The 12,508-nt window shown below is 32.2% G+C and carries 19 protein-coding genes; 8 read left to right on the forward strand and 11 right to left on the reverse strand.

Annotated features, from left to right (window positions below; genetic code table 11):
- The first annotated feature begins 45 nt into the window (after positions 1 to 45).
- The 3 genes from greA (at position 46) to PQF96_RS07870 (ending at position 1,452) form a co-directional block, all read left to right on the forward strand.
- Complete coding sequence (gene greA, locus PQF96_RS07860; RefSeq protein ID WP_109434404.1) at positions 46 to 522, forward strand: transcription elongation factor GreA; 477 nt, start codon at positions 46 to 48, stop codon at positions 520 to 522.
- A gap of 125 nt (positions 523 to 647) precedes the next feature.
- Positions 648 to 1,037, forward strand: a complete 390-nt coding sequence (locus PQF96_RS07865) for an HIT family protein (protein WP_109434403.1) — start codon at positions 648 to 650, stop codon at positions 1,035 to 1,037.
- A gap of 4 nt (positions 1,038 to 1,041) precedes the next feature.
- Entirely contained in the window at positions 1,042 to 1,452 is a 411-nt protein-coding gene (locus tag PQF96_RS07870) for an acyl-CoA thioesterase (RefSeq protein ID WP_271765674.1), read from the forward strand.
- 1 nt (position 1,453) lies between these two features.
- On the opposite strand, the gene PQF96_RS07875 is transcribed toward PQF96_RS07870, so the two are convergent.
- Positions 1,454 to 1,819, reverse strand: a complete 366-nt coding sequence (locus PQF96_RS07875) for a hypothetical protein (RefSeq protein ID WP_109434401.1) — start codon at positions 1,817 to 1,819, stop codon at positions 1,454 to 1,456.
- A 60-nt stretch (positions 1,820 to 1,879) separates the two neighbouring features.
- The gene (locus PQF96_RS07880) at positions 1,880 to 3,067 is read right to left on the reverse strand and encodes a sensor histidine kinase (protein ID WP_109434400.1); all 1,188 of its coding nucleotides are present in this window, start codon (positions 3,065 to 3,067) and stop codon (positions 1,880 to 1,882) included.
- A 137-nt stretch (positions 3,068 to 3,204) separates the two neighbouring features.
- On the opposite strand from PQF96_RS07880, the gene PQF96_RS07885 reads away from it, so the two are divergent.
- The 4 genes from PQF96_RS07885 to upp all read left to right on the forward strand — a co-directional run bounded on the left by PQF96_RS07885 (position 3,205) and on the right by upp (position 6,003).
- Positions 3,205 to 4,077, forward strand: a complete 873-nt coding sequence (locus tag PQF96_RS07885; protein WP_271765675.1) for a flavin reductase family protein — start codon at positions 3,205 to 3,207, stop codon at positions 4,075 to 4,077.
- Between the two features lie 13 nt (positions 4,078 to 4,090).
- Positions 4,091 to 4,468, forward strand: coding sequence for a DUF3127 domain-containing protein (locus PQF96_RS07890; protein WP_109434398.1), 378 nt, complete (start codon positions 4,091 to 4,093; stop codon positions 4,466 to 4,468).
- 225 nt (positions 4,469 to 4,693) lie between these two features.
- On the forward strand, positions 4,694 to 5,332 hold the full coding sequence (aat, locus tag PQF96_RS07895) for a leucyl/phenylalanyl-tRNA--protein transferase (RefSeq protein WP_271765676.1): 639 nt from the start codon (positions 4,694 to 4,696) through the stop codon (positions 5,330 to 5,332).
- A gap of 17 nt (positions 5,333 to 5,349) precedes the next feature.
- Positions 5,350 to 6,003, forward strand: coding sequence for a uracil phosphoribosyltransferase (gene upp / locus PQF96_RS07900; protein WP_271765677.1), 654 nt, complete (start codon positions 5,350 to 5,352; stop codon positions 6,001 to 6,003).
- A gap of 12 nt (positions 6,004 to 6,015) precedes the next feature.
- Here upp and PQF96_RS07905 read toward each other — a convergent pair whose 3' ends face one another.
- Genes PQF96_RS07905 through PQF96_RS07920 form a run of 4 tightly spaced genes read right to left on the reverse strand, consistent with a single transcriptional unit; the run spans position 6,016 to position 8,613 of the window.
- The gene (locus PQF96_RS07905; protein WP_271765678.1) at positions 6,016 to 6,420 is read right to left on the reverse strand and encodes an ACT domain-containing protein; all 405 of its coding nucleotides are present in this window, start codon (positions 6,418 to 6,420) and stop codon (positions 6,016 to 6,018) included.
- Between the two features lie 9 nt (positions 6,421 to 6,429).
- Positions 6,430 to 6,669: a CBU_0592 family membrane protein gene (locus PQF96_RS07910; protein WP_271765679.1), complete on the reverse strand. Its 240-nt coding sequence runs from the start codon at positions 6,667 to 6,669 to the stop codon at positions 6,430 to 6,432.
- 27 nt (positions 6,670 to 6,696) lie between these two features.
- A complete protein-coding gene (locus PQF96_RS07915) occupies positions 6,697 to 7,260 on the reverse strand; it encodes a DNA-3-methyladenine glycosylase I (protein WP_271765680.1) in 564 nt (187 codons plus the stop codon).
- Between the two features lie 45 nt (positions 7,261 to 7,305).
- Positions 7,306 to 8,613: a leucine-rich repeat domain-containing protein gene (locus tag PQF96_RS07920; protein WP_271765681.1), complete on the reverse strand. Its 1,308-nt coding sequence runs from the start codon at positions 8,611 to 8,613 to the stop codon at positions 7,306 to 7,308.
- 299 nt (positions 8,614 to 8,912) lie between these two features.
- Here PQF96_RS07920 and PQF96_RS07925 point away from each other — a divergent pair, with 299 nt between their 5' ends.
- The gene (locus PQF96_RS07925) at positions 8,913 to 9,524 is read left to right on the forward strand and encodes a thioredoxin family protein (RefSeq protein ID WP_271765682.1); all 612 of its coding nucleotides are present in this window, start codon (positions 8,913 to 8,915) and stop codon (positions 9,522 to 9,524) included.
- Between the two features lie 6 nt (positions 9,525 to 9,530).
- On the opposite strand, the gene PQF96_RS07930 is transcribed toward PQF96_RS07925, so the two are convergent.
- From PQF96_RS07930 to PQF96_RS07950, 5 genes are all read right to left on the reverse strand, one after another.
- Positions 9,531 to 10,232 (reverse strand): hypothetical protein, encoded by a 702-nt coding sequence (locus PQF96_RS07930; protein ID WP_109434392.1) that lies wholly within the window; start codon positions 10,230 to 10,232, stop codon positions 9,531 to 9,533.
- Between the two features lie 33 nt (positions 10,233 to 10,265).
- Complete coding sequence (gene truB / locus PQF96_RS07935; protein ID WP_271765683.1) at positions 10,266 to 10,973, reverse strand: tRNA pseudouridine(55) synthase TruB; 708 nt, start codon at positions 10,971 to 10,973, stop codon at positions 10,266 to 10,268.
- 11 nt (positions 10,974 to 10,984) lie between these two features.
- The gene (locus tag PQF96_RS07940; protein ID WP_109434390.1) at positions 10,985 to 11,779 is read right to left on the reverse strand and encodes an undecaprenyl-diphosphate phosphatase; all 795 of its coding nucleotides are present in this window, start codon (positions 11,777 to 11,779) and stop codon (positions 10,985 to 10,987) included.
- Between the two features lie 75 nt (positions 11,780 to 11,854).
- Positions 11,855 to 12,118 carry a DUF3098 domain-containing protein gene (locus tag PQF96_RS07945; protein ID WP_271765684.1) on the reverse strand — a complete coding sequence of 88 codons (264 nt, stop codon included), beginning with the start codon at positions 12,116 to 12,118 and terminating at the stop codon, positions 11,855 to 11,857.
- A complete protein-coding gene (locus tag PQF96_RS07950; RefSeq protein WP_271765685.1) occupies positions 12,099 to 12,506 on the reverse strand; it encodes a hypothetical protein in 408 nt (135 codons plus the stop codon). Before PQF96_RS07950 ends, PQF96_RS07945 begins: the two co-directional genes overlap by 20 nt.
- Positions 12,507 to 12,508 lie beyond the last annotated feature (2 nt).

A 12,508-nucleotide genomic window follows, 5' to 3' on the forward strand; every position in this document is an offset into this window, starting at 1 on the left:
TCCCATTCCTATGGGATTTTTTGTATTTATATAAACGATGAAGTTATGAGCAAAGTATCTTATTATACTGCAGAGGGGCTAAAAAAATTAAGAGATGAACTAAATCAACTCAAAGATATAGAACGTCCAAAAGCTTCTCAGGCAATCGCTGAGGCACGTGATAAAGGAGATTTAAGTGAGAATGCCGAATATGATGCGGCTAAAGAAGCACAAGGATTATTAGAGTTAAGAATTTCTAAATTAGAAGAAACTCTTGCTAATGCCCGTTTAATCGATGAATCCCAATTGGACACATCCAAAGCACTTATACATTCTACTGTAAAAATCAAAAACCAAACTAATGGTGCCGAAATGACTTATAAATTAGTGGCGCAAAGCGAAGCAGATCTTAAAACAGGAAAAATATCTGTAGATTCTCCTATTGGTAAAGGTCTTTTGGGAAAAAGTGTAGGCGAAATAGCCGAAATACAAGTTCCCAATGGAATTATGAAATTTGACGTTGTAGAGATTACGAGAGAATAAATAATAATATTTTTTTAAACAAACTAAAAGCCTTCTTTAATTTTTTAAAAAAGGCTTTTTTATGGGTTTAATTTAAAGATAAATAAACTATATTACCAATCCGTAAACCAACTAAAATTTTAAGAATGCCTACCCTGTTTACAAAAATTGTAAATGGCGAGATTCCGTCGCACCTAATTACCCAAGACGAGAATTTTTACGCCTTTTTGGATATTAATCCTAATGCAAGAGGACATACGCTTTGTATTCCTAAAAAAGAAGAAGATAAAATTTTTGACCTTGAGGAAGATATGTATCTGGAATTGATGCGTTTTTCTCGCAAAGTAGCCAAAGCTATAGAGAAAACAGTTTCCTGTAAACGTGTGGGAATTGCTGTTGTAGGGTTAGAAGTGCCTCATGTGCATGTACATCTTATTCCGATAAATGAAATGAAAGAAATGACTTTTCAACATAAAATATCAATGTCAGATTCTGATTTTCAATCATTAGCAGCAGAGATTCAATCGAATATGTGACTTTATGCAGGATTCTGATTTTAAATTATCCTTGAAGCTTCGAATTGACTGGAGTGAAATGGATACTTACCAACACGTGAATAATGTTAATTTTATGAAATACATGCAAAGTGCACGTGTTCAGTTTTGGGAAGTTACAGGATTAGGGAAAATGTATGCCGATACTAAAAAAGGTCCTATGTTGGTGTCTACAAAGTGTGATTTTAAACACCCTTTATTTTTTCCGGGAAATGTGCTCATCAAGACCAAGGTAGAATTTATTAAGAACTCTAGTTTTGGATTATACCATAGATTATATAACGATGACGGTATTTTATGTGCAGAAGGCCATGATGTAGCGGTCTGCTTTGATTTTAATATAGATAAGACATTTAATATTAACGATGAACTCCGAAAAATAATGGAATCCTATTAGTCTAAGTTGCTAATCCTAGAAGATCTGGATTAGATATATAGATGTATCCAAAAACAATGAAAATCAAGACTAAAAGTAATAGGATATAAAACAAACTTGTAAAACGTATAGATGGAGATTTACGAGTAATGGTTTTTTTATGATAATCATAGACACGTTCTATGTCAATAGTCCATTGCCCTGGAAAAATTTTGTTTTCACATTTATTACATTCTATACTTTCAATAATATTGCCTTTTGTTTTTACCAGGAGTTTTGATTTTATTCTTTTTTGTTTAAAAGAAAGTATCATGCCATCTGTTGAATAACATTCTGGACAATTATTATTAAGTGTTGCCTCTTTTAATGTAATATACTCTGTTTTCACTTTTGTTAAGATTTGGTGTTTAAAACTGGTATATTCTATAACGTTGCGAAAAAAATATTGTTATACTGAGACTCCGGATTTACGAAGTGTGATCTGAAAAGTAGTGCCTTTTCCAATATCAGATTTTAGCACTTTTATTCTTCCTAAGTGATATTCTTCTATAATTCTTTTTGATAAGGATAAACCTAATCCCCACCCTCTGCTTTTAGAAGTATAACCAGGTTCGAAAATTTTAGTGAATTTACTTTTTGATAATCCTTTTCCTGTATCTTTTATTCTAATAAAAACTCGTTTTGCATCATCTGTAAGATCTATTTTAAGATCTCCTTTTCCTCTCATTGCATCGATAGCGTTTTTTACAAGGTTTTCAATAGTCCAGCTATATAATTGAGAATTTAAAGATACAGTGATGGGCTTTTCGGGCAAGTGAAGGGAAAAATTAATCAATTTAGAACTTCTGGATTGAAGATAAGTATAAGCATTTCGAGTTTCTTCTACAATATCAACATCTTCAAGGTTAGGAACAGAACCAATTTTAGAAAAACGTTCTGTAATAACTTTTAATCGCTCAATATCCTTTTCGATTTCTACAATATATTCTGGGTTTACGTTTTCGGTCTTAAGAATCTCATTCCATCCTACTAGTGAGGATAGTGGTGTTCCTATTTGGTGTGCGGTTTCCTTTGCCATACCAGCCCATAATTTGTTCTGTTCACTAGCTTTAGAAGTGGTAAAAAAGAAATAAATTACTCCAATGAGTAAAAATATAATTATTGCGATAGTCATCGGATAATATTTTAACTTATTTAAAATATCCGAATTTCCATAGTAAATGTATTGAACGGTGTCTTTAAGATCTAGCTCAATAGGATCATTTTCTGATTTTAATTTTTTTAAAAAAGATTGAAGCCTACTCTCACTGTTTGTTACATTCTCAGATAAGTTTTGAAAATAACTGGGATCTGGTTTTCCTAAAGAATCTCTAACAAAATCCCCTTTGGAGTCAGTAATAATTATAGGGATAGATTTATTGGTAGCTCCAATGATAATAGAGAGCTCAAGGTAATCGTCTGATTGTTCGCTATTTAAGGCCTTTTGCGATTGTGCCCATATCTGAACCTTAGTTCTTTCATCATCTTTAAGACGCTGCATAAATAATGATGTGTTCCATAAAACAAGGCCAGTTATAAGTAAAACAGCTATAATGATAAAATAGCTTGAAAAATTACGCTCATCAGAAAAATTCATATAGACTTGTTAACTAAATCTTAAATATAAACGTTTTAAAACGTTTTTATTGTTTATAAAAAGGGATTACTAAAACCAATTTGAATAGCAAATCAAAGACTAAACTTTGGTTATCTTTGTTCAATATAAAACAAATTATGGTTACAATCGATCCATCACAGGTCTCTACAGGAAAATTACATGGTTTACTACTTGGAGCTATTGGTCCAAGACCTATTGCTTTTGCTAGTACCATTGATGAAAATGGAAGGGCTAATTTATCTCCATTTAGTTTCTTTAATGTATTTAGTGCAAATCCCCCAATCCTTATTTTTTCTCCAGCCAGAAGGGTTAGAGATAATACGACGAAACATACGTTAGAGAATGCAAAATTAACAGGTGAAGTAGTAATTAATATAGTAAACTATGATATTGTGCAACAAATGTCATTATCTAGTACAGAATATGCTGAGGATATAAATGAATTTATAAAATCAGGACTTACGATGATAGGTTCAGAGAAAGTTAAGGCCTATCGCGTTGGAGAATCTCCGGTACAGTTCGAATGTAAAGTAAATCAAATTGTGCCTATGGGAGAAGAAGGAGGCGCAGGAAACCTAATTATTTGTGAAGTTTTGCTTATGCATATTAATGAAGAAGTGCTTGATAAAGAGAATAAAATTGATCAACACAAGATTGATCTTGTGGCACGTATGGGAGGTAATTGGTACTCTAGAGCCAATATGGGAATGTTTGAAGTGCCAAAACCATTAAGTTCAATAGGAATTGGAGTTGATTCTTTACCAGAAGAAGTGATAAGAAGTGATATTTTTACAGGAAATGATCTGGGGAAGCTTGCTAATGTTGCAAAAATCCCAGAAAAAATAGCTGCTTTGGAGTTTGTTAATAAACATAATGATATTAAGGATAAAATTCAGCAGGCTAACCTAATAGAAATTCATAAATTTGTAAAGCAGTATTTGGATCAAGATGATATAGATACAGCATGGAACATTTTAGCAGCAAAATAATAATAACAGTAAGATGGAAGTACAAGGTAAAGTAAAGATGATCGGTGAGACACAAACCTTTGGGAGCAACGGTTTTAGAAAGAGAGAAATTGTAGTTACAACTGAAGAGCAATACCCACAACACATTATGGTAGAGTTTGTTCAGGATAAATGTGACTTATTAAACACGTTTCAGGTAGGTCAGGATGTAAAAATAAGTATTAATTTAAGAGGTCGTGAATGGGTGAATCCTCAAGGAGAGACTAAATATTTTAATTCTATCCAGGGATGGAGAATCGAAAACTTGCAACCTGCAGCTCAAAACGCTTCTGCTCCTCCAGTTCCACCAGCAGATACTTTTGAACCAGCAACAGATTTTTCTAGTGAAGAACATGATGATTTACCGTTCTAAATGAATCTCTAAATACAAGAATAAGGTAATAAAAGAAAAAAGTCCGATATTTATGATATCGGACTTTTCGTTATTGTGGTTTTAGGTTAACCTTTTAATAAAACTCAAAAAAGCAATGATGAACAAAATTTATCTTAAAAGGTCCTAACAAATATTGCGATTTTTTTAATCAATTCAAACAACTGATTGATATTTAACGTTGTATAAACATATGATAAATATATTTTGTACGTTCTAACAGATGCAATAGAATTTCCACCAGTAACTTATGCGGACAGTGATGGGTTATTAGCCTTAGGCGGAGATCTTTCTACAGATAGACTATTAGAGGCATACAATCATGGTATTTTTCCCTGGTATAGTGATGATCAACCAATTCTCTGGTTTAGTCCTGATCCTAGAATGGTGTTATTTCCATTAAAACTTAAGGTGAGTAAAAGTATGCGTCAACTTATCAGGAAAAATAGATTTGAAGTAACATTTAATAAGGATTTTGAAAGTGTTATAGAATCCTGTGCTATGATCAAAAGACCAGAACAAGAAGATACCTGGATTACAAGCGATATGAAAAATGCATATAAAAAACTTCATGAGTTGGGATATGCTATTTCTGTTGAGGTTTGGGAAGATTCGACTTTGGTAGGAGGCTTGTATGGTATTTTTTTAGAAGATAAAAAAGTATTTTGTGGAGAGAGTATGTTTTCTAAAGTAAGTAATGCTTCTAAATATGGATTTATTACCTTGGTAGAGTGGCTTAAGCAAAAAGAGGTACGACTAGTAGACTGTCAGGTGTATACCGATCATCTGGCTAGTTTGGGTGCTGTAGAAATTTCTAGAGATGAGTTTATAGAGTATTTAAAATAATTTTAAAAGATAAAATAATGACTGTTCATGATTTAGGGTTAAAAAATTCAGTTTTAAATCAGTTTGTTCTAGAACTCAGAGACGTTAATATACAGAAAGATACGATGCGTTTTAGGAGGAATATAGAACGTATTGGTGAAATTCTAAGTTATGAACTTAGTAAGACTTTAGATTATAAAAATACTACAGTTGAAACGCCTTTAGGAAATAAAGATATTTCGATTCCTAATAATGAATTGGTATTATGCTCTATACTTAGAGCAGGATTACCATTGCATCAAGGAGTACTTAATTATTTTGATAAGGCAGAAAATGCATTTATTTCTGCATATCGGGATCATCAAGACGGAGATGATCATTTTGAAATCGTTGTAAAGTATTTAGCATCTCCTTCAATACAAGATAAAACTTTGATTTTGGCAGACCCAATGTTGGCAACAGGTAAGACACTTGAGAACACTTTTGCTGCTATAAAAAATCATGGAATTCCTAAGCAAATACATATTGTGTCTGTGATTGGTTCAGAAGAAGGAATAGCATATATAAAAGATGTATTTCCAGAGAGTACACAGTTATGGATTGCTGCAGTGGATGAAAAATTAAATCATAAAAGCTATATTGTTCCAGGTCTTGGAGATGCAGGAGATTTAGCATTTGGAGTAAAGCGATAATTCTTTTTGAGATTATCCTTTATAGGTTTCGGATAATGTTTTTAAGGCATGAATTGCTTGATTTTCATCTTTCTTGCTAACAAAGATATGATCATGGTAATACCCTGCAATTACATTACAACTAATATTGTGTTTTGCAAGTTCACTAGAAAAAACTGCAGTGAGTCCTACGGCATCTAGAGAAGAATGAATTTTTAGAGTTATCCATGAAGCAACGTACTCATAAGACAAATTAAAATGATCAGCTATTTTACGTTCTAGAATTATAGTGATCCCCTCAGGTTCTTTAAACTCTCCAATAATATCCTTTCTAGGAATTTGATTAACCTCATTTGTAGTACAAAAAACATAGTCGCCAGGATGCAGCTCTGGAGACATTTCTTTGATTAAAGTAGATAAATTGGTTTCTCCTGCCATGCGTTGATGTTATTGATTTTTGAAGTATTTAATTAATACTCCTAATGAAACTAGTGCCCAAGCTCCTTCTAATAGAATAAAAGGAATATATTTTAGTAATATTGATGCAGTACAAGCAAGTCCAGCACCAACCAAATTCAATAGCGTATACATTAAATCATTAGTTGATAATTTATTGCTAATATTTAGAAAATATGCCAACAATATTAAAAAAACCCCAATAGACCCAATCCAATCAACTACACTCATCTGTTTCAATTATCAATAGCTAGGAGATTATACTTCGTTATATCTAAAACAACCGATTTCATGATCATTTACCATCCCTGTTGCCTGCATAAAAGCATACATAACCGTAGAGCCTACAAATTTAAATCCTCGTTTTTTTAAATCTTTACTTATTCGATCAGAAATCTCTGTCGTAGCAGGACAGTCTTTATAGTGTGGCCAATTATTTTTAATGGGGTTATCATTTACAAAACTCCAAATATATGTGTTGAAACTTCCAAATTCCTGCTGGATTTTCATAAAATTCTGAGCATTGGTTATTGCCGAATTTACTTTTAATTTATTGCGAATAATCCCTGCATTTTGTAGAAGTTCTTCCTTTTTTGTATCCCCATAATTAGCAATAATAGTATAATCAAAATTATCAAAAGCCACTCTAAAATTATCTCGCTTTCTTAAAATAGTGATCCAACTTAACCCGGCTTGAAAAGTTTCCAGCACCAAAAACTCAAATAAAAGGCGTTCATCATGAAGAGGTACTCCCCACTCATTGTCATGATAAGCTTCGTATAGAGGATCTCCAAGACACCAGCCACATCTATGTTTTTGCATATGTTATATAGGTTTTTTATTGAATATCTAAAGTACTGCTTATTTTTAAAATTCAATCGAACAATTTGGAAGTAGTTGCTTGCTTCTTTCTTTTTCAGCTTCAGATAAATTGTTGCCAGATAGATATAGTGTTTTTAAGTTTTTTAAACCTTCTATGGCTTCTGGTAATGAAGTAAGCTGATTATCATTAAGGTTTAGTTCCTGTAAGTTTTTAAGTTTACCTACAAATTTGGGTAAGGTTATAATTCGATTAGAGGATAAAGAAAGGGTTTCTAGTTTTTTTAATTTTTCAATAGACTTTGGTAAATTTTCGAGTTGGTTATCTGTTAGATAAAGTTGTTGCAGGTTTTTGAGTTCTCCAATAGATTCTGGAAGCTCAGTCAGTTTGTTTTCAGAAAGATATAAAATGTCTACGCTTTTTTTGTGTTGCAATGCTTTTTGTAGAGAATAATAACTGTTTTCAAAATTGATATTACAATTGGGCAATAATTGCTTGCTTCTTTCCTTTTGAGCTGTAGACAATTTATTACCAGAGATGTTCAAATCTTTTAGTTTAGTAAGGTTTTCTAAAGCTTTTGGGAGTTCTCCAATTTTATTCGAATTTAAGTACAAAAGTTTTAGTTTGAATAAATTTGCAATCGTTTCTGGGATATGATCCAGTTTATTGTCTTTACAGATTAGCCACTCCAGGTTTTTTAGATTTCCAAAAGTTTCTGGTAAATCAGAAAGTTGATTATTAGAGATATTTATTGCTTCCAGACTTTTTAGGTTGCCAAAGGTTTCTGGTAAATCAGAAAGTTGATTACCTTCAATATAAAACTCTTGTAAGCTGGTGAGATTTCCAAAAGTTTCTGGTAAGTGGGTAAGCTCATTTTGTGTTACATCTAGCTTTTTTAATTGTGTAAGATTTCCAAAAGACTCAGGTAATGTTTCTATATGATTCTCTTGTATAAATACCCAACCTAAATTTTTTAAATTTCCAATGGATTCTGGTAATTTGTTAATTTGATTTTCAGATAATTGTAATACTTCCAGATGTTGTAGATTACAGAATGAATCTGGTAAGTTGACAAGTTTATTTTTTCTTAAATTAAGTGTTTTTAGATTTTTTAAATTTCCAATTGCATCAGACAATTCATTTATTTTGTTTCCCTCTAGGTTAAGATATTGTAATTGTTCTAATTGTACAATAGATTTTGGTATTTCAGTGAGGTTGGTATGGCTTAAATTTAATTTATAAACTTGATTTTTGTTTAGAAGAGCTTCTTGTAGTGATGTGTAAATTTTGTGTTCTTGAGCTCTCCCTGATATATATGCGATAAGTACTATAATTAAGGTAATTAATTTCTTCATACGTTTGATGTTTTCTGTCAGATGCTTGTAGAAGAATGCTAAAAAGGAATGTATGGGGATAAATGTACATTCATTTTTTAAGCCCCTTTCTTGTAAAGTTATTATTTAAAAATTAAAACATAGGTGTTTACAAAGATTAAAAACAAATAATATTGCTAGTACACTATTAACAGTAAAAAGATGATCACTGTTTTCAGGGTATTTACTTTATTTGTAAGTTTTTGAAATGATTTTCGTCATATTAGAAGATAATCGTAATAAATAAATTTACAATCTAACTATTTTTGAGATTAAACATTATGGAACCTACTACTATGACAATACCCGAATTAATTGAACAAGGAATTGCTAATTCATATACCTATGAAGAATATAAGAATTTGGTAAGTGACTTGTTAGCAGAAGGTAAATCTACAGGTCATGATCAAACAGAAGCGTTGACAAATTATAGTATGCTTAATGAGCGCAGAATGAAGCGATTAGATAAGACTATAAAAATTGATGAATCAGTTGCAGCCAAATTTTCTAATGCTGATTTAGATTTAACCTGGGTTGTTTTAACTGAAGGTTGGTGTGGAGATGCAGCGCAATCTCTTCCGGTAGTGAATAAATTAGCAGAACTAAATAATGGAATAGACTTAAAAATTATTTCAAGAGATGACCATGATGAGCTAATGAATAATTTTTTAACAAATGGAGGAAAGTCAATACCAAAATTATTAGTGTACGATAATAAAAGTAAAGAAGTATTGAATACTTGGGGGCCAAGACCTTCTGTTGCTACGCAAATGGTAAATGATTATAAGGCAGAGCATGGTGCTTTAGACTCGCAATTCAAAGAAGATTTACAAGTTTGGTATAATAAGGATAAAGGAACAAATATCGTAGAAGATTTGATAGACCTGTTATAATAGTGTTTAACCACCATAGTTAAAATAATACGTAATAGAGCCTTCTTGCTTTTCTATATCTGATCGAGAAAATAAAGCCTGACGAGCATAATCCATTGCATTGTCAAAGAGACACTCGTTTCGAGTGGTTGATTTTCTTTTGTCGACCTTGGTATCGATTACATATCCGTTTTTATTTACCTCTATTTTCACAACGACTTTACCACTTCCATTACAAGTGTATACAGGATTTGGTAAATCAACAGATTTTCTACCTTTTAAACTATAGGTAAGGGAACTGTTTCTATTATTAGTTTCTTCATCTTCTGATTTTGCTTCCTCTTTTTTGGTGTCATCACTATCTTTCTTCTCTTCTTCCTCAATAGGGACTTCACCTTCATTTGTTTGAGTTTCTTCGCTTTCAGAGGCTTGCTCAGCTTCAGTTAAGGATTTAATTCTCTCTTCGATTTCATCGTGATCCTCAAAATCTTCATTAAATGCATCATGTGTTCTTCTGGCATTATCAAGTTGCCTGTCTTCTTGAGCGATGAGCTCCTCTTCTGGTTGTTGCTCTTCTTCCTCTGCAAGGAATTCCTCGGGAATTTCCATTAAAATTTCAGACTGTTCTTTTTGCTTATTAATCATATTGATATTATAAAGACTAAGAACAACAATTCCCATTAACATTGATGTGATAATCAGAGCTTTATGTTTTTCTATAAATTCCATAGGTATCTATAACTGCTTTTATTCTACAATATTTTATGTAGTTTCAATTTTTACTTGTAACTGATTTTCAAAAGATTGAACTGTAGTAGCATCTTCGACAGAAAATGATCCTATTTTAGTTCTTCTCAAAACCGTTAAATGAGCCCCGCTATCTAAAGCTTTTCCAAAATCATGTGCTAGTGATCTGATGTACGTTCCTTTACTACAAACTACTCTAAAATCGACTTCAGGTAATTCAATCCTGGTAATTTCAAATGTATCAATGGTTATTTTTCTAGAACTAACCTCTACAGTTTCACCCTCTCGAGCATATTCATATAATCGTTTACCATCCTTTTTTAAAGCCGAAAAAATGGGTGGATACTGCTCGATTTCTCCGGTAAATTGAGTAGTCACTTTTTGTATTGATTCGTTAGAAATGTGATCGGTAGAGAATGTCTGATCAATTTCGGTTTCCAGGTCATATGATGGAGTTGTAGCTCCAAGCATTATTGTACCTGTGTATTCTTTAGCCTGCCCTTGAAATTCCTGAATACGTTTTGTAAATTTTCCTGTACAGATAATAAGTAACCCTGATGCAAGAGGATCTAATGTTCCTGCATGTCCTACTTTTAATTTTTTAATATTGAATTGCTTTCGAATAAGCCAACGAAGTTTATTCACAACTTGGAAAGATGTCCATTGCAATGGCTTATCGATCAAAAGAATTTGACCGTCCTTATAGTCTTGTTCGGTTAACATTATAGATGGGGCTATTTAATAAAACCAAAGATGATGGCTAATAAGCCAACAAGAATACAATATACGGCAAAATAAGTTAACTTACTCTTTTTTACCAACGAAATCATCCATGTACAGGCAAAGAGCCCAGAAATAAATGCTGCAATAAAGCCCATAGCTAATGGGATACTGTTTTCTGATGAGAATGTAAGATCTCCACTAAGTAAGTCTTTTGCTATTTTTCCCAGAATCAAAGGAATAACCATTAAAAAAGAAAAGCGTGCGGCTTTAGTTTTATCATTCCCCAGTAAAACTGAAGTAGAGATTGTAGCTCCACTTCTTGAAATCCCAGGTAACATTGCAATTGCTTGTGCGATACCAATCACAAGGGCGTTTGAACTACTTACTGGTTTTCTGGTGCTTTTGGCCTTATCAGCAAACCATAGTAATGCTGCTGTAATGATCAACATAAAACCTACAAACATAATATTACTACCAAAAAGCTTTTCTAGCTGTTCTTCAAAAAATAAACCAACAATTACTGCTGGAATCATAGAGATAATGATCTTTATAGAGAATAGAGTTTCTTCATTTTTTTTAAAAGCAAATAATCCCTTTATGATTCTAAATATATCTTTTCTAAAAACCACAATCGTACTAAGTGCTGTGGCAAAATGTAATACAACAGTAAATAGTAATGATTCTTCAGGTACACTTTTATCACCTAGAATAGCTTTCCCTAATTCGAGGTGGCCACTAGAAGAAACTGGTAAGAATTCTGTGAGTCCTTGTACTATGCCCAGAATGATTGCATCAATAGTTTCCATATAGGATTTTCGGTTTTCTTAAATTTGATGCAAATATATAATTACCGCCGGAATTTAGATGTCTTATTCGTATTACTATTTTTTCTGCTTTTCAGGATTTAGTAGAATAGCATATACTTCAATTCCAAAACCAATTAAAACAATGGTTGGAGCCAATCGTATTCTTCTGAAGTTGTAGATTTCGGGATTAAAAACATTTGGGTCATCACTTCCTCCTCCTGCCATAAGAATAAAACCCAGAGCGATAACAGCGATTCCAATAGCCATCACGACATAGTTCTTCTTTCCAAAAACATAATCAGGTGTAAAAGGAGTGTTTTTAGTAGCTTGTTTTTTCATGTGTATCGTTATTAATTTCGTTAAATATCACTTCGTTATTAATCATTAACTTAGAAATATGTCCCATGTTGCTATCTCGGGTAAATATAGTCCATCTTTTAATACCAAACAAAGTAACTTTTTTATTTAGAATATTAGAACGCAATTGATCTAAATCAATATTGTGTTGTAATCCTCTGTTAATATAATAGTGATGATGATCATTTTTAAGAGTAATAACGATATCAAAACCTGCGCCCTCTTGGAGATCGTCCACAATTCCTTCAATCTTCATAACATCATCAGGTTGAACATCACGTACAGGGCGGAATGTTTGAATCACTACTGCCATAAATCCAATAAATATTATCAAAACAATCGAAAACCATATTTTAGCAATTTTTTTCATTG

This window comes from Aquimarina algiphila (genome assembly GCF_947494415.1).
Taxonomy (GTDB): Bacteria; Bacteroidota; Bacteroidia; order Flavobacteriales; family Flavobacteriaceae; genus Aquimarina; species Aquimarina algiphila.

Coding starts and splice junctions, on each gene's coding strand:
- greA (WP_109434404.1), top strand. CDS start 46: ATGAGCAAAGTATCTTATTATACTGCAGAGGGGCTAAAAAAATTAAGA.
- PQF96_RS07865 (WP_109434403.1), top strand. CDS start 648: ATGCCTACCCTGTTTACAAAAATTGTAAATGGCGAGATTCCGTCGCAC.
- PQF96_RS07870 (WP_271765674.1), top strand. CDS start 1,042: ATGCAGGATTCTGATTTTAAATTATCCTTGAAGCTTCGAATTGACTGG.
- PQF96_RS07880 (WP_109434400.1), bottom strand. CDS start 3,067: ATGAATTTTTCTGATGAGCGTAATTTTTCAAGCTATTTTATCATTATA.
- PQF96_RS07885 (WP_271765675.1), top strand. CDS start 3,205: ATGGTTACAATCGATCCATCACAGGTCTCTACAGGAAAATTACATGGT.
- PQF96_RS07890 (WP_109434398.1), top strand. CDS start 4,091: ATGGAAGTACAAGGTAAAGTAAAGATGATCGGTGAGACACAAACCTTT.
- upp (WP_271765677.1), top strand. CDS start 5,350: ATGACTGTTCATGATTTAGGGTTAAAAAATTCAGTTTTAAATCAGTTT.
- PQF96_RS07905 (WP_271765678.1), bottom strand. CDS start 6,420: ATGGCAGGAGAAACCAATTTATCTACTTTAATCAAAGAAATGTCTCCA.
- PQF96_RS07910 (WP_271765679.1), bottom strand. CDS start 6,669: ATGAGTGTAGTTGATTGGATTGGGTCTATTGGGGTTTTTTTAATATTG.
- PQF96_RS07915 (WP_271765680.1), bottom strand. CDS start 7,260: ATGCAAAAACATAGATGTGGCTGGTGTCTTGGAGATCCTCTATACGAA.
- PQF96_RS07920 (WP_271765681.1), bottom strand. CDS start 8,613: ATGAAGAAATTAATTACCTTAATTATAGTACTTATCGCATATATATCA.
- PQF96_RS07925 (WP_271765682.1), top strand. CDS start 8,913: ATGGAACCTACTACTATGACAATACCCGAATTAATTGAACAAGGAATT.
- PQF96_RS07930 (WP_109434392.1), bottom strand. CDS start 10,232: ATGGAATTTATAGAAAAACATAAAGCTCTGATTATCACATCAATGTTA.
- truB (WP_271765683.1), bottom strand. CDS start 10,973: ATGTTAACCGAACAAGACTATAAGGACGGTCAAATTCTTTTGATCGAT.
- PQF96_RS07940 (WP_109434390.1), bottom strand. CDS start 11,779: ATGGAAACTATTGATGCAATCATTCTGGGCATAGTACAAGGACTCACA.
- PQF96_RS07945 (WP_271765684.1), bottom strand. CDS start 12,118: ATGAAAAAACAAGCTACTAAAAACACTCCTTTTACACCTGATTATGTT.
- PQF96_RS07950 (WP_271765685.1), bottom strand. CDS start 12,506: ATGAAAAAAATTGCTAAAATATGGTTTTCGATTGTTTTGATAATATTT.